The organism is Mesorhizobium sp. URHB0026, from assembly GCF_054059755.1.
The window spans coordinates 2,593,565-2,609,180 of record NZ_JBSSCN010000001.1; the positions used below are offsets into that span (position 1 = coordinate 2,593,565).

14 protein-coding genes and 1 pseudogene are annotated in these 15,616 nt (G+C 61.9%); 9 read left to right on the forward strand and 6 right to left on the reverse strand.

Features of this window, described 5'->3' with window-relative positions:
* Positions 1-40: 40 nt before the first annotated feature.
* Positions 41-1,768 (reverse strand): ATP-dependent nuclease, encoded by a 1,728-nt coding sequence (locus ACVWWD_RS12830; protein WP_457103100.1) that lies wholly within the window; start codon positions 1,766-1,768, stop codon positions 41-43.
* A gap of 131 nt (positions 1,769-1,899) precedes the next feature.
* Complete coding sequence (locus tag ACVWWD_RS12835) at positions 1,900-2,622, reverse strand: hypothetical protein (protein ID WP_457103101.1); 723 nt, start codon at positions 2,620-2,622, stop codon at positions 1,900-1,902.
* A gap of 481 nt (positions 2,623-3,103) precedes the next feature.
* Here ACVWWD_RS12835 and ACVWWD_RS12840 point away from each other — a divergent pair, with 481 nt between their 5' ends.
* The 6 genes and pseudogenes from ACVWWD_RS12840 to ACVWWD_RS12865 all read left to right on the forward strand — a co-directional run bounded on the left by ACVWWD_RS12840 (position 3,104) and on the right by ACVWWD_RS12865 (position 7,645).
* Entirely contained in the window at positions 3,104-3,649 is a 546-nt protein-coding gene (locus tag ACVWWD_RS12840; protein WP_023772802.1) for a serine O-acetyltransferase, read from the forward strand.
* 142 nt (positions 3,650-3,791) lie between these two features.
* Positions 3,792-3,947, forward strand: coding sequence for a hypothetical protein (locus ACVWWD_RS12845; RefSeq protein WP_352550221.1), 156 nt, complete (start codon positions 3,792-3,794; stop codon positions 3,945-3,947).
* A gap of 173 nt (positions 3,948-4,120) precedes the next feature.
* Positions 4,121-5,515, forward strand: coding sequence for a multicopper oxidase family protein (locus ACVWWD_RS12850; protein WP_352550220.1), 1,395 nt, complete (start codon positions 4,121-4,123; stop codon positions 5,513-5,515).
* Between the two features lie 337 nt (positions 5,516-5,852).
* Positions 5,853-7,186: pseudogene (locus ACVWWD_RS12855) on the forward strand (NAD(P)H-dependent oxidoreductase).
* Positions 7,187-7,231: 45 nt separating this feature from the next.
* Positions 7,232-7,447: a type II toxin-antitoxin system VapB family antitoxin gene (locus ACVWWD_RS12860; protein WP_352550219.1), complete on the forward strand. Its 216-nt coding sequence runs from the start codon at positions 7,232-7,234 to the stop codon at positions 7,445-7,447.
* A gap of 27 nt (positions 7,448-7,474) precedes the next feature.
* Entirely contained in the window at positions 7,475-7,645 is a 171-nt protein-coding gene (locus ACVWWD_RS12865) for a type II toxin-antitoxin system VapC family toxin (RefSeq protein ID WP_352550218.1), read from the forward strand.
* 233 nt (positions 7,646-7,878) lie between these two features.
* Here ACVWWD_RS12865 and proC read toward each other — a convergent pair whose 3' ends face one another.
* The 3 genes from proC to ACVWWD_RS12880 are packed head-to-tail and all read right to left on the reverse strand — an operon-like array spanning position 7,879 to position 11,050.
* Positions 7,879-8,694: a pyrroline-5-carboxylate reductase gene (proC, locus tag ACVWWD_RS12870; RefSeq protein WP_352550217.1), complete on the reverse strand. Its 816-nt coding sequence runs from the start codon at positions 8,692-8,694 to the stop codon at positions 7,879-7,881.
* A gap of 60 nt (positions 8,695-8,754) precedes the next feature.
* On the reverse strand, positions 8,755-10,083 hold the full coding sequence (locus ACVWWD_RS12875; protein ID WP_352550216.1) for an O-antigen ligase family protein: 1,329 nt from the start codon (positions 10,081-10,083) through the stop codon (positions 8,755-8,757).
* Positions 10,052-11,050, reverse strand: a complete 999-nt coding sequence (locus ACVWWD_RS12880; RefSeq protein WP_457103102.1) for a glycosyltransferase family 2 protein — start codon at positions 11,048-11,050, stop codon at positions 10,052-10,054. Before ACVWWD_RS12880 ends, ACVWWD_RS12875 begins: the two co-directional genes overlap by 32 nt.
* Before the next feature lie 171 nt (positions 11,051-11,221).
* Between ACVWWD_RS12880 and ACVWWD_RS12885 the strand changes: the two genes are divergently transcribed.
* Genes ACVWWD_RS12885 through ACVWWD_RS12895 form a run of 3 tightly spaced genes read left to right on the forward strand, consistent with a single transcriptional unit; the run spans position 11,222 to position 14,120 of the window.
* Positions 11,222-12,394, forward strand: coding sequence for a glycosyltransferase family 4 protein (locus ACVWWD_RS12885; RefSeq protein WP_352550214.1), 1,173 nt, complete (start codon positions 11,222-11,224; stop codon positions 12,392-12,394).
* Positions 12,391-13,197: a WecB/TagA/CpsF family glycosyltransferase gene (locus ACVWWD_RS12890; RefSeq protein ID WP_352550213.1), complete on the forward strand. Its 807-nt coding sequence runs from the start codon at positions 12,391-12,393 to the stop codon at positions 13,195-13,197. The genes ACVWWD_RS12885 and ACVWWD_RS12890 overlap by 4 nt, the downstream gene beginning before the upstream one ends.
* On the forward strand, positions 13,194-14,120 hold the full coding sequence (locus ACVWWD_RS12895) for a DUF6492 family protein (RefSeq protein ID WP_352550212.1): 927 nt from the start codon (positions 13,194-13,196) through the stop codon (positions 14,118-14,120). The genes ACVWWD_RS12890 and ACVWWD_RS12895 overlap by 4 nt, the downstream gene beginning before the upstream one ends.
* A 5-nt stretch (positions 14,121-14,125) precedes the next feature.
* Here the strand turns inward: ACVWWD_RS12895 and ACVWWD_RS12900 are convergent, their stop codons facing one another.
* Positions 14,126-15,421, reverse strand: a complete 1,296-nt coding sequence (locus ACVWWD_RS12900) for a lipopolysaccharide biosynthesis protein (RefSeq protein ID WP_352550211.1) — start codon at positions 15,419-15,421, stop codon at positions 14,126-14,128.
* Positions 15,422-15,616: the final 195 nt, after the last annotated feature.

A 15,616-nucleotide genomic window follows, 5' to 3' on the forward strand; every position in this document is an offset into this window, starting at 1 on the left:
AGTGCCGAATTTGTGGCCCAAAATTTCATTTGCACCCCGCTTATCTTGAGCCGTTCCAACCAGCGATCGCATTACAAAGGCCGGTTAGCATCGTGGCCAAATCCAGATGGCCGCCCAAATGTTCATTTTGTGCAAGCTCCGCCACGCGATGCGCTAGGGCTATCTTGTCCCCCTTAAATGAAGCGAGTGACGGTGACTCGATGACCGTTTCATATGGACCTACGTCGACGGCAGCATTGCCGGTCAGCCGCGCCATGAGCGATTTAGAAATATAGTTTTCGACCTCCCGGCCCTCGGTGACCCAAACATACCCGCCCATAGTCAAAAGCTCATCCTTCAGGCGGGTCTTGGTCTCGTTCAAATTCATGCGAGGCTTGCGGGCCGGCTTCCCGTCTCTAGCAGGTTTCCCAAGGTGTCTATCACTGTCCATCAAAAGGGCGGCGTTGCGATTTAGTGACAGCAGCGCGATGAGCTTGCTCGTCTCCTCGGGCGGAGCCATTGCATGCAGGTGAGAAAGTAGCTTTCCCCCATAGAACATGATCGAGTAGTGCACGCCTTCCTTCAGCGTGTTGTCAGAAGACAGCTCGATCCATCTGTTCAGGTAGATGCGATCCGAAGGCCCCTCGACCCATATTACGCCATTCGCTTGAAGGATGTCAGACGCCCGAATGTCCAGATCGTCGAGTATGTCGCGGCTGCCACTGTAGCCAATAGCCACGTGCGCCGAAGCGGAAACGCCGTCGTGCTTAACATGGATGATTTGGCTGTCGCTCCGTTTTGTCGACCAATCGATGCCGACCGGCGAATGAGTGGCAACTATCAGGCTAAAGCCACGTTCATCTCTACGCTCAGCCAGGAAATTGAGTAGCCGCCTGAGAAGTGCAGGATGAAGGTTATTCTCCGGCTCTTCGACGGATAGGATTATCTTGTCCCAAGCTATCTTTTCAGTTTTTGGCATCAGCCGGAGCGTGCATAGAATGATGAAGACTGACTTCAAGCTACTGCCTGATTCCGATAAGCGGATGTCGCCTTTGCTTTCCTCGCGTAGGAATATCTCCCATATCCCGCCGATGTTTTCCCGGCAGGTTATCGCCGTGAAGAGACTATCTCCCCGGTAGATTTCATTAAGATCGCTTAGCAATCCGATCTCCACCTCTGCTCGCGGAAGATCGTCCCGATTGATAAAAGCCCTCACGAGGTTGGTTACGCCGCGACCGCTCGGTGTGATTCCTATTGTGTTGTCTCTGGGTTCCGGCTGAACGTCTCGCTCCGCCGCTACACGCAACAGTCGCGTTCCGTCGAAAAGTGCCGGTAACTGTCGCGCTAAAGAATCGCGAAAATCACTAGGGATTGAACGCAGACCCGCGTGACTAGCTGGCAGGTCGGCAAACTCAGCGCTCCAACTCGGGCCAAACGCGAGTATAGCATTTGCGCCCTCAAACTGCCTTCCGTAAGCCCAATGATTGCCGTCTATTCGGCCTCCTCCAGAAGTGTTTTCTAGAAAAATTCTGCGCAGCGAAGCCTCATCTATTACGTGCCCGAGGTATGCCGTAAAGGGTCTGCCGCCTACGTTATGTTTTGTTTGATCGTATTTTTGCCCCCCGGACGCGAACAAGTCGACCAAATCTATGAGTGACGATTTGCCGGAGTTATTCCTGCCAATAAGAATATTGATCGGCTGAAAGCTCAGCAATGGGAACATATCCTCGCCAAAGCTCTTGAAGTTTTTGGCGGACAAGCTAATCCCGCTCAATGGATGATTCGCCATCTGCCATTCCCTCTTAGGCTCGCATTTCATGAGTCCTAATCATCATGAATTTGACATTCAATCTATTTCTGGGAAGGCTATGAGGACAACGACGGGGGAGGAATATCGTCGCCGCCCTCACATATACGGGGCTAGCCGGTAGTGGCCATCGCTTGCGGAGCGACGAGGGGATGCCTCTGGTCAAGCACCGCGTAGACATGCAGGAGAGCTGCGCGGTAGTGGTCGAGAGAGGGGAATAGCAGGCTCTCGTGCCATAGTTTCAGGGAGGCCTCTATGGCTCCCGCTCGGGTTACCTTCCCTGATTTGAGTTGGGCCCGCTCGTTCTCTCGCCCCACCTGTGCCGCGACCCTCCGCTCGGACGTGGGTTTGATGCTTGCCCGCGTGTGGTCGTGGTAGTCGGTGCCCACCACCTTGCGGGCATCTTGATAAGGCCCAAGGTTGCCAATCAGCCTGTCGGCGGGGATGGGTGCGCCGTGGTCGGCGATCGACAGGGCCGGGTAGTAGCGGGAGTTGTGCTTGCTCCCCATGACATACAATTTACCGCCGTAGAGGATTTGGGCTTGGAGCAGCCACACAATTTCCTGGTCAAACCAGTATTCCGTTGATGGCGCTTCGCCTTCCGGGTGGCTGGCTGGCTTTGGAAGCTTGAGAACGATCTGCGAAGGATCGCTTTCACGTTGCCACGTGCCTGCGATACCAATTTCCCACCGCTCTGTATCGGTCGCGGAAAGTCCCGTAAGGAGCAAGGCGGGCTCGCCCTGTTCCCCACGCTGGACCTGTTGCAACCACGCTAGGCGGTCAGCCTGGATTGCCTCGCGGGGGAGACTGCTTTTTGGTAGAGAGATTTTTGTCATGTCGCTTGCCTTGTCGGTTGGTAGCCGCCGGCTGGCCACGCAAAATCGTAGCCGCCAAAGCAGCCGGGGGGCGCTTTCCTCTCGGGGGGTGAGTGGTATTTCTGAGAAGGACCTTGCTGCTTCCCCCTCGGGAGTGTGTGGTATTTCCCGAACCCCAGAAATCGCGTAGCGATCTGCTAGCGTGGCCCCCTTGCGGCAGCTACGTGTTTCGACTACAAACAAAGGCTGTGGAAGCCCGGAATAGCTAAGGTTTTCAACGCCTACGTGGCGATGCGGGAGGCTTCAATCCTCTCTCGCAGCACCAGCCGCCCTACAAACAACGCAGCCTGTGACACGGTCTTTTCGTCTTTCCGGCACGGACAGGCGATGAGGTCACGGCAGGCGCCGGAATCCGTGGATTGCCCACGGCGTTTGTTCCCTTTGCGCTACCGGGATGATCTAGTGCCCCTTCCCATTCCGGGCATGGGTGCCGAGGCCGTACATGCAGATATTCGAGGCCATCAAGAGCGATCTGTATCGCTATACGCGCAGCAGCGACATCGTGACGTTGTGCCGGCAATATCTCACGAATCGGGGCTTCAACTACATGGTCTGGCACCGGATCGCGCAGTCGGACAATTCCGTCGTGTGCCGGATAGCCCGTCTCTTCCTGTCGCTGAAGATGAGGAAATTCGGCATACAAATCCCCGTGGAGACCAGCATCGGGCTTGGCTTCTACATCGGCCATGGCGGCCCGTGCGTGGTCCATCATACGGCAACGATCGGCAACAACTGCAACATATCCCAGTATGTGACGATCGGGGCGACGCTTGGCAAATCCGCGTCGATAGGGGACGAGGTCTATATCGGCCCAAACGTGTGCATCGTAGAGGAGGTCACGATCGGCAGCCGCTCGCTTATCGGCGCGGGCGCCGTTGTTACCAGGGACATTCCGGCAGGGAGCACCGCGGTCGGCGTTCCGGCGAGGCCGATCGACAAGGCGCGGCAGCACAATTTCATCACCAATCGATGGCCGTCGGCAATGTGAACTGGCCTATGGCGCTTGCCGGTGGCGCGCCCTCATCGGTCGAACGCATGCTCGGCATGACACGATTCGTTAACCAAGATGCTGTTCTTCGACATGATGGTTTGTCGGACTGCTGCCTGTCCGCCTGGTCGACGAGCCTTTCGTGAACACCGATTTTGTCTCAGCGGTCAAGTTTTCCAACCTGTGGGAAGGCAAGGCGCATCTGCTCGACAAATCGGGCCATGCGCCGTTCTGGGATTCTTCGGACCGCTTCAACCCGATCTTCGCCCGCTTCCTGGCAAGCGTGGATCAGACATAGACCCGCCGCAAGGCCACCGACCAGCCGCCATCGACCGGAATGAGTACAGCCCTGCCGGCCGCGTTGCACTTGACAGGCGAGGAGGGCTGCGCGGCGTCGTTGGCAAACGCATGCCTGTGCGGCTATTACGGCAAAGATGCGGAGGGCAGTCAGCTTTTCCGTTGGAGTGCGACATGACCGTATTTACACGCCGCGGACTTCTGAAAACGGCAGCGTTTGCCGGCGTGAGCGGGCTCGGGCTTGCCGCCATGGGCAGGATTGGCGGCTGGGCCGCGGCCACGCCTGACCCAGTGATGCTGCGGACGGCGAAAATCCAGGCGAAGCTCATCGATGTCGGCCAGACCAACAATGTGCTGACGTACGGCAACGCGGGAATGCCGCCGGTGCTCAGGATGAAAAAGGGCGAACCCTTCGCCGCGCGCCTCGTCAACGCCATCGATGATCCGACGACCATCCACTGGCACGGCATTCGCCTGCCGAACAAGATGGATGGCGTGCCCTTCCTAGTGCAGCCTTACGTCTACACCGGCGATCATTTCGACTATGCCTTCACGCCGCCCGACGCCGGCACCTTCTGGTATCACCCGCACTGCAACACGCTGGAGCAGATGGGGCACGGCCTGACCGGCGTGATCGTGGTTGAAAACCCGAACGATCCGAAATTCGACGCCGAATTTGTCCTCAACCTGCGCGACTGGCGCCTTGGCGACGACGGCCAGTTCATCGATCAGTTCCGGCCGCGCGATGCGGCGAGAACCGGCACCTACGGCACGGTGCGTACCGCCAACTGGCTCGATCAGCCGCAATATGACGCTCCCGCCGGCGGGCTGGTGCGGCTACGCCTCGCCATTACCGATGTCACCCGCATCCATGCGTTTCGGGTCGACGGCGCCGAAGCGATCGTAATGGCGCTGGACGGCAATCCGGTGCCGGAGCGCTTTGCGCCCGATGCCTTGCTGCTTGGACCGGGACAACGCATGGAACTCGCCATCCGCATGCCCGACGATGAGGGCGCGATCGCCAGCCTGCGAGACGTCAGGGGCACCAAGCCCAAGGTGATGGCGACGCTGCGCGCGACGGGCAACTCGCTCAAGCGGGACGTTCGCGACGTTGCCCCGCTGGAAGTGAATCCGGTGGCGGAAGTGGATCTCGGCTCGGCCCAGCATATCTCCCTGTCGCTCAGCGCCACGGCGCAGAACGTTCCGAGCGACAGCATCTGCGGTTCGCTCGGCTACAGTTTCTGGGCGATCAACAAGGTGCCGTGGCCGGGCGATACGCCCGATCCAACCGCGCCGCTGGCCGAGCTGAAGCTCGGCAGGAGCTATGTCATCGACATGGAGAACCTGACGCCGCAATCGCATCCGATGCATTTGCACGGCATGAGCTTCAAGGTTTTGTCATCCTCGACGCGGCCGGTGCGGCCGTTGATTTCGGACACCTATCTCATCCAGTCCAATGAGAAGGTGAGCCTTGGCTTCGTCGCCGACAATCCCGGCGACTGGCTGCTGCATTGCCACATCATCGAGCACCAGAAATCGGGCATGACGAGTTACGTCAGAGTGGTCTGAGCCGAGCCCACCGAAGGCCGCATTGTCAGCGACCTACTTGCGCTCGATGATTCGGTGTTGCTGTTGATGCGGAACGCGGTCCATGACCCAGTTCAGGATGTGGCGATCGGCAGGATTGCGCCGAGGCGAGATGCGGCACCGAAATGCCGGGAACGCCGAAGGATTGAGACTGTTCGCAACAATGTCAATTGGCAGGCCTTTGGGCCAATCGACCAAGGCTAAGACGCTTGTTTCGCGTCATTTTCGTTGGAAATCGCCGGTCGCGAGCGGTTTTGTTGGCACAGGGGACCGGTCCCTGCTAATTCGCCTCCAAACCAAGAAGCTGTGGACATCCCGCATGACCAATGTCGCCTTGACCGGGCTTGCCCGCGATCTCGCCAGACGTGCCGCCGAGGGCCGCCCGGTACGCATAGGCGTCATCGGCTCAGGCGAAATGGGCACTGACCTGGTCACGCAAGGCATGCTGATGCCCGGCATTGCGGTTTGCGCCGTCTCGACCCGGCGCCCGCACACCGCGCGTGACGCCATCCGCATCGCCTACGGTGACGAAGCGATGGCGGTCGAAGCCGACACCGCGTCGAAAGTCACCGCGGCCATCGAGGATGGAAAAATAGCCATCACCTCGAACGAGCTGCTGGTCACCAACCCATTGATCGACGTCGTCATAGACGCCACTGGCAAGCCAGGCGTCGCCGCCGATTTCGACCTGATGGCGTGGAGCACGGCAAGCACCTGGTGATGATGAATGTCGAGGCCGACGTCACCATCGGCTGTTACCTCAAGCAGCAGGCCGACCGGCTTGGCGTGGTTTATTCGGTCGGCGCCGGCGACGAGCCGTCGAGTTGCATGGAACTGATCGAGTTCGCGTCCGCACTCGGCCTTACCATCGTCTCGGCCGGCAAGGGCAAGAACAACCCGCTCAACCACGATGCCGTGCCCGACGACTATCGCGAGGAAGCGACCCGCCGCAACATGAACCCGCGCATGCTGGTCGAGTTCGTCGACGGCTCCAAGACCATGGTCGAGATGTGCGCCATCGCCAACGCCACCGGGCTGGTGCCCGACGTGCCCGGCATGCATGGTCCCAAGGCCGACAGCGATGATCTCGTCAAGGTGCTGATCCCGCGCGAGGATGGTGGCCTCCTGCTGAAAAAAGGCGTCGTCGACTACACCATCGGCAAGGGTGTGGCGCCCGGTGTCTTCGTCATCGTCGAGGCGACGCATCCGCGCATCGTCGAACGCATGGACGACCTGCATATCGGCCGCGGTCCCTATTACAGCCTGTTCCGGCCGTACCATTTGACGTCACTGGAAGTGCCGCTGACCGCCGCTCGCATCGTGCTGTTCGGCAAGCCCGACATGGTCCCGCTGCCGCGGCCGGTTGCCGAGGTCTGCGCCGTCGCCAAGCGCGATCTCGCCGCCGGCGAAATCTTCGATGCGATCGGCGAGGCCTGCTATCGCTCCTGGACCATGACCGTCGGCGACGCGCGTGCCCAGCGCGCCGTGCCGGTCGGCTTGCTCGAGGGCGGCAAGGTGCTGAAGCCGGTCAGGAAAGGCGAACTGCTGACCGCCGACAATGCAACGCCAGACCGGACGACCAGTCTGTTCGCGCTGCGCCGCCTGCAAGACGAGATGCTGTACGGAAACAAGCCCGTTGTGGCGCTGTCATGACAGTTGCGCCATATTGTAATGGCAGATGACGTTGAGGATCGATCAATGAACCTCCAGATCAGGGACCCGCGTGCACGTGAACTGGCACAGCGGCTCGCCGCCAAACGCAAGATTTCGATGACCGAGGCGGTGATCGAAGCTCTTGAGTCCGAACTGAAACGGGTAAATGGACGCGCTCCGTTGGCGCGGCGGCTGGCTGCCATCGCCGATGAACTCAAAGCCAGAGCTGGCCAGGGCGGCCCGGCCCGTACACAAGGATGAGATCGATGAGATGTGGGGCCACTCCTGATGTTTGTCGACACCTCGGCGGTCGTCGCAATTCTTTCGCTAAAAGGAGATGCTGGCGAGTGGAGCAACCGCATCTCGGTAGCACCTCGCAAGATTACTTCCGCGCTGGTGGTGCTCGAGGCGGCTATGCGGCTTTCAACTATGCTGGCCGTCGAGTTGCTGTGTCGCTGAAGTGGCGATAGAGGCTTTTCTGCGCGAGTGCGAAATCGAAATCGTTCCCATCGACGCCCGCGACGCCAAGCTCGCGGTCCAAGCTTTTCAGACTATGGAAGAGGACGCGGACATCGCGCCCAACTCAACCTGGCCGATTGCCTGTCCTATGCATGCGCAAAGAGCCGCGGCTCTGCTCTGCTCTACAAAGGCAACGACTTTCTCGCATACCGATCTGGCCTAGGGAGTCTGCTCTATTTCCCTAGTTCGATCGACCGCAGCCGCGCCGCGTCCACCGCCTCGGTGAGCAGATTGGTCAGCCGGTCTTCGTCCATCAGCACGCCAAGCGCCGCCGCCGTGGTGCCGTTGGGGCTGGTCACCTGCTTGCGCAGCACGGCCGGGTCCTCGCGGCTTTCGGCGGCGAGCGATGCGGCGCCGTAGACGGTCTGCATGGCGAGCAGCCTGGCGGTCGCCGCCGGCAGGCCGGCCTTCTCGGCGGCCACCGTCAGCGCCTCGATGAAATGGAAGATATAGGCCGGACCCGATCCGGACACGGCGGTCACCGCATCCATAAGGCCCTCGTCGTCGATAGTGGCCACTTCGCCGCTGGCCGACAGGAGGTCGGCGACGAAGCGCTTGGCGTCGGCGGAAACCAGGGGATTGGAAAACACCACCATCATGCCTTTGCCGATGGCCGCCGGCGTGTTGGGCATGCATCGCACAACGGGGGCACGGTTGCCGAGGATGCCCTCGAAGGTGGCGGACGGCGTGCCGGCGGCAATGCTTACGAAAGTAGTGCGTCCGTCGCCGAAACGCTTGTAGGCGGCGGTGACGTCGCGGATCACCTGAGGTTTCACCGCGATGACGACCAGATCGGGCACGGCATCCGCCGGAATAGCTCCGGCATCCGCTGCCGCGCCGCAGCCAAGCGCCACTGCGCGATCGCGCAGCTCGGCATTGGGCTCGACCACGAAAACCGCCGAGGGTGCAAGCTTGCCGGACTTCAGCCAGCCCGAGAGCATGGCGTAACCCATATTGCCGCAACCGGCGAGAACAAGCCTGATCGTCATCGAGAGCCCTCCGAGGAAAGGCCATGACATAGACGCTCGCGTATCGGTGGGGAAGCCCTCTCAGGACCGCTGAACAGGCGTGCGCACCGCGATCGGTCGCAACGACACTTGCCTCAGGCCCAGCACGCCGAGCACGAAGAACAGCCAGACCGGATCGCCGCGATGGAAGAAGAAGCTCTCGAGAAAGGCGTTGAGTGCGGTGAACAGCACCACCATCATGAAGAAATCGCCGAGATAGATGTTCTCCTTGCGCGGCGGAATGCGCATATAGTCGCGCAATGGTGCGATGAGGAAAGTGTAGACCGCTACGCAAAGGGCAGGGATGCCCATCAGCACCGCGATGTCGAGATAGCCGTCATGGCCGTGCACGATGGTCCTGATGTCCCACGGGCGATCGAAGGGTTGGTCCTGGTTGAGCAGCAGCGGCGTGCCCCAGAAGCTCTCATAACCGTAGCCGGTCCACGGCTTCTTCGCCAGCATCGAGCCGGCGAACTCCCACAGCGTCGTCCGGCCGGTATAGGTGAGGTCGGGGAAGTAGATGGCCGCCAGATGCTTCACCGGCGACAGGAAGACGATGCCCAGCGTGCCGACCGCCGTGGCAATGATCGCCAGCATGAACAGGATCGGCGTACCGAGCCGCATGCCCATCAGGCTCGGAAACATCACGATCAGGATCGAGAACGGCACCAGCCCGGCGGTGGTCTTGGAGCCGGTGTGCAGCATGAAGATCATCGCCGCGCAGAAGATACCCGCGCCCCACCAGCGCTGGCCGCGTCGGTAGAGATAAAGCCCGGCGAAGCTGAAGCAGGCCATGATCGGGCCGGCGATGTTCTTGTGGGTGAACACGCCGCGCCACAGGCCGGCATGTTCGGGCTCCTGCGAGTCAGCCGTGTGCATCGCCTCGTGCGGAAAGACGATCAGGCCGAGATAGGACAGGCCCATGACCACGACCGCGGTGAAGATGATGACCCTGGAGAAGGACTCGGCGTCGCGGGGTAGCGCCAGGATCGTTGCCATCGTCAGGATGCCGATCATGGTGAAGGACGCCGCGCGCATTGCCGAGGGCGGATCGGTCGCCAGCACCACCGACAGGAAGAAAAAGCCCAGCATCAGTATCCAGGACGGGCTGAGCAGCGAGCGCACGACGCGCGGATCGGCGAAGGCCATCAGAGCGAAGATCGAAATCCCGCCGAGCGAGCCGAAGCCGAGCTGATTGACGATGTCGCCCCCTTCGCCGATGAGTTCGGCGCCGGCCGGCTGGAACGGGCGGAAGGACACCATGATGACGGTGAACAGCAGCGCGGCGATCGCGGTCGCCACACCCGCGCGCGTGAACGCGGCGCTGAGCGGGGCGCGCTCAGTTCTTCTCAGGCTGGCGGTATTGCTCATTGGCGTATCCGAATTCGGCCAGCACGCGGCCGAGCGCCACATGGATGGGGTAGATGGCCACCGCCGGGGATCCCGTGCGCGCCAGCCGCACGATGCCGCGAAACGGCGAGGCGGCAAGCAGCGCCAGGCTTCTGGCGAATACCTTGGCGCCGGCGAACGGCATGCCGGCGCGCCTCTTCTTTTCCACCAGTGTCGAGATGACACCGTTGCGCAGGCTGCGGGCGCGGATCCAGTCGGTCTCGACGCGCCGGGCCGGAACGGTCTCCCGCACCTTGGCTTCGGCGCACCAGCCCAGCACGAAGCCGCGTTGCGCCGACCGGCTGAGAAAGTCGGAATCGCCGCCGCCCATGAAATTGAATCTGAGATCGAGGAACGGCGGCCCCATCGCGGTCAGCACGTTGCGCCCGACCAGAAGATTGCCGGACGAATAGAGCGCGGGCACTCGTCCCGTCTCCCGGTAGGGGGGCGCGAAGACGGGATGCTCGGCCCATTTGGCATGGGCGGGTTCGGCAAAAACGGGCATCTGCGGGCCGCCGACGACATCGGCGCCGAGCGTTTCGGCGGCGTGGCACATCCGCTCCAGCCATTGCGGATCGGCGATCTCGTCATCGTCGATGACCAGCAGGTGCTTGAAGTACGGGAACTGCAGGATCGCCGTCCGCCAGCCGGCATTGTAGGCGCTGCAATTGCCGCGCTCATGCGCGATGATGACCATGCCCGGTATCTCGCCGCGCTCGAACAGCGGCAGCACCGCCTTGGCGCCCTCCCGCGCCTCGGCCTCGTTCTCGATGACAATGACGGCAAAGCACCTGTCGGTTTGCTGCGCGCGAAGCGACGCCAGTGTCTCCAGCACCTGCCGCGGCCGCTTGAAGGTCGGCAAGGTGACGATCGCTTCGACGGCCTCCACGTCGAGCAGGCGGGACCGTCCCGCGATCGATACCGAACCGTCCAATGGCAAAGGGATCATCCGTGTCCAGCCGCGTCGTGAGTCGCGTTCTGGTAGCACCACGATGATAAGGTTTCGTTAATCACCTTGCACGGAGAGGCCCGCCAGACATGGGATTTGGGGCGTTGATCGTGCTCGTTTAATCAAGGGTTCACCGCGCTTTGCTACCGGCTACAACACAGGATAGGTAAGATGCATCTGCTGTTCGCCACATCGATCGTGCCCGACGGTGCTCTCTCCTCGGGCTACGAGATAGCCAACGCCGCGATTATCGCCGCCCTGCGGCGCGCTGGCGCGCGCGTCACGGTCATCGGCTTCACCTGGCCCGGGAAAGCCGCGGCCGATCCCGAAAATACCGTGGTGCTGGGGGCGGTCGACGTGCGCACCGAAAGTGCTTCGCCGCTGCAAAAGCTTGCCTGGGTCGGCAAGGCGATTTTTTCAGGCCTGACCTTCGCGTCGGTCAAGTTGCGTGCGGTGTCCGGTCACGATGTTCAGGCCGCCCTCGAACGAGCCGGTCCGTTCGATGGTTATGTGCTGAATTCCGTGCAGTTTGCCGGCGCTTTCGAACGGGTCTTCGAAGACCGACCTTCGATTTTCGTCGCCCACAATGTCGAGCACCTCTCGGCGCGGGAGAACGCCGTTGCCGCCCCCGGCATTTTCCAACGCCTGCTGTTTCGGCGCGAGGCAAGGCTGCTCAAGCTGGTTGAAGAGCGCCTCTGCCGCCGCGCGCGTTTTGTCTTCACGTTGGCCGAGGAGGATCGCGTGGCACTTGGCGTCGCCTCGGATGATCGTTCGGCGGTGCTGCCGCTGGTGACCGGCGCCACGGCGCCAGCCCGGAAAGGCCGGCGCGCGATCGACTGCGACGCTGCCCTGATCGGCACCTGGACCTGGCAGCCGAACCGCATCGGCCTCGACTGGTTCCTGGGCAAGGTGGTGCCGCATCTGCGGCCTGGTTTCCGCATCCGCATAGCGGGTCACATGCCTTCCGGCGTCACCTCCGCGCATCCGGGCGTCGAGTTTGTCGGCCGTGTCGCGGATGCCAGGGCTTTCGTGCGCGGCGCGGCCGTCATCCCGCTGATCAGCACCGCGGGGAGCGGCGTGCAGCTGAAGACCATCGAGACCTTCGAGCTTGGCCTGCCCTCGGTCGCCACCAGCCGGTCGCTGCGCGGCATCGACCATCGCCCCGACAATTGCGTCGTCACCGACGATCCGGCCGGCTTCGCCAAGGCCCTGGAGGCCGCCGCGGCCGACATTCACGATGTCGATGGCAGCACCTTCCATCGCCGGCAGGTCAAGGCGCTCGACGCCGCGGTTCGTGTCGGTCTCGAAAAAATCGGCGCCGTGCGGCATGAGGTGCTTGCATGAACATGCACGCCGCCCGCGCCGCGTTCGGCTTTGACAGCCTGAAGGCAATCCTCGGCATCCCGGTGCTGGCGATCCGCTGGGACGAGGCGATTGCCTTGCTGAACCGATTGGTCGCCGAGCGGCGCTTCACCAAGGTCAGTTTCCTCAACGCCCACAATGCCAATATCGCCCACACCGACCCGGTGTTCGCCGAGGCGCTCGACGATTTCCTCATCCTGCCGGACGGCATTGGCGTCGATCTCGCCGCGAAGCTTCTCTACGGCGCGCCGTTTCCCGACAATCTCAACGGCACCGATTTCGTGCCGGCCTTCTTGCAGGCTTCCAAGAGGCCGCTGACGGTGGGCCTGCTCGGTGCGACCCGTGTCAACGCCGAGGCGGCGTCCGTGAAGCTGGCGGCACTTGCCGTGCAGCACGACTTCGTGGTCATTCACGATGGCTATTTCTCCCCCGCGCAGGAGCCGGAGATCATCGACCGGATCGCAAAGCTACGGCCTGATATGCTGCTGGTCGCGATGGGCGTGCCGCGCCAGGAATTGTGGATTGAACGCCACATCGACGAACGCCATTGCACGCTGCCGATCGCGGTCGGCGCGCTGCTCGATTTCCTGAGTGGCTCGGTGCCGCGCGCGCCGCTGTGGATGCGCCGCGTGAGGCTGGAATGGCTGTTCCGTCTGGCGGTCGAGCCCGGCCGGCTCTGGCGCCGCTACGTGGTCGGCAACCCCCTGTTCCTGTGGCGGGTCGTCAAACAGAAATGGTCGCGCGGCGCCGAGGGCGTCGCGGATGCTCCAGGAGAGTTTCGTTGAACAAGCGGTTCGTCCCAGACCCGCTGGCCGGCCCAGGCCTGTTGCCGAAGACGCCGACGGCAGCGGTTGTGACGGCAAGCTACGCCCCGGATTTCGGACGCTGCCGACTGCTGTGCGAAACGCTTGACCGGCATGTCTCGGGTTCCGCGCACCACTACATTCTGGTCGAACATCGCGATCTTGCGCTTTTCCGCCAGTTGGAGACCAGCCGCCGTTCGATCGTCGACGAGCGGGATCTCCTGCCGCGCTGGCTGCGCGCCTTCGACGATCCGCTCAGCCTGTTTCGCCGCCGCGTCTGGCTCAGCCTGAAGACCCAGCCGCTGCGTGGCTGGCACGTGCAGCAACTGCGCCGTATCGCCATATCGGCGCACGCAGGGGAAGACGTGCTGATCTTCTGCGATTCCGACGTCGCTTTCCTGAAGGCCTTCGATTGCGGTGCCTTCTGGCGGGATGGCAAGGCGCGTTTGTTCCGCCGGGACGGCGTGCTCGCCGATGACGGCCATGACGAGCATCGCTTGTGGTCGCGCAATGCCGGAACGGCACTTGGCATCGATTCGTCCCGGACATCGGTCCATGATTATATCTCGACGCTGATCGCCTGGCGCCGCGACACGGTGCTTGCCATGTGCGGCCGGATCGAAAAGGTCCATGGCCGCGACTGGGCCGAGGTCATCGGCTCGGCCCGCAAATTCTCCGAATGCATGATCTACGGACGCTATGTCGACGATCTGCTGGACGGAGCCGGCCACGTTCAGGGTTCGGAAGAATTCTGCCGCGTCCACTGGACGGGCGAGGCGCTGTCGGACGACGAGTTCCGCCGCTTCGTTGCCAGCATGGCGCCAGAGCAGGTGGCGATCGGCATGCAGTCATTCATCGGTACCGATGTCGGCCGGATCCGACGCCTGATCGGGGTTGATCGCTGATTGTCCTAGATTGCCTTGGCCGGTCTGCGCAGCGCCGAATAGGTCAGCAGCATGGACGCGAGATAGAGGAGCAGGAAGACGATGTTGAGCGACAGCACCAGATCAGATGTTTCGGAAATGGTGGTCAGCACATAGGTCAGCAGCAGCGCCTTGAGGGCGGCGAGCAGGCCGAGATTGAGCGCCCGCACCAGCGTCTGGCCGCGCGCGAAAAGAAGCTCGGCCTGGTATTCGACTAGGTTGCGCAGTCCAGGCACGCAGATCGCCAACGCCACCAGGGGTGCGGCCTCGGAAACATTCCTGCCAAGCGCGTTGGGAAAGAAATGCAGCACGATGCCAAGCGCTGCCAGCGCCAGCGTTGAAACGAGGAACACGCCGCCCTCGATGCCGCTCTTTACCGCAAGGCGCGACAGCAGCTCCGGCGCACGCATCATGCGCTGCACGAGCATCATCGAGAAGGTGCGGATGGGGATCGCCGTCAGGTCGACGAGCCGCATGATGATGGCATAGATGCCGGCCAGATGTGGGCCGCCGATCGCCAGCACCAGAAGCTTGTCGAATTCCGATTGCAGGTAGAACAACACCTCCGCGCCGGCCACATAGATGGAATCGGCGAGGCGCCGCAGATAGAGTTCGATGCGCATCCGCAGCCGCTGGCGTGGATAGAACCAGCCGAAAGCCAAAAGCAGCGAGGCGGCGTTGGCCCCTATGTAGAACCACGACCACATCCAAATGCCATGCTGTGGCGAGACCATGAACAACACCGCGCCAAGCGCCCGCAGTGCGGTGGCCAAGATCGCCAGTACGGCTGCACGGCCGAATTTGCCCAGCCCGTTGTTGACGATCAGCGCCACTTCCACCGGCCGCCACAGCAGCGCCTCGGCAAAAACGATCGCCGTGAATACCGACAGCGGCACGGTGCCGGCAAAGAAGATCAGGTAGACGCCGAACGAGGCCACGCCCAAAAGCGGCAGCGAGGCGGCGCCGAGCAGCAGGAAACCCGCAGTGAACGTGCCGATCAGATTGGGGCGGATGGTGGCGGTGCGGTAGAGTGCCGAAATGAAACCGAAGGCGAGAAGTCTCGACAGCATGACGCCGGCCGCCGAGGCGGTGGCGAACATGCCGAACTCTGCGATCGACAGCGTATTGGCGAGCGCGATGAAATAGGCGAGTGAAAACACCAATCGCCCGCCGGCGCCGCTGATCGCCGAAAAATAGTCGCGCGCCAGCCCCCGCCGTTCGGCCATGAAGGTGCCGATCCGCGCGAAGGTCCGCCTTTGCGGTATGTCGCTGGCCTCAGTCATACGTCGAGGAAAATGCATAGGGTGGAAAGTTTAACGCGCCGTTCTGAAGCTTTCAGCTGTGTTGAGAATTGTTGCAACCATAACGTGAATTACCGCGATCGTCTCCCGGAAATTAACCTTTTGTTTCCTATGCCTGTTTAGCGTGGCTTAACGAATGGCCGACCGCCGCTGCCAAGCGGCCAAGAGTAAAGCTCC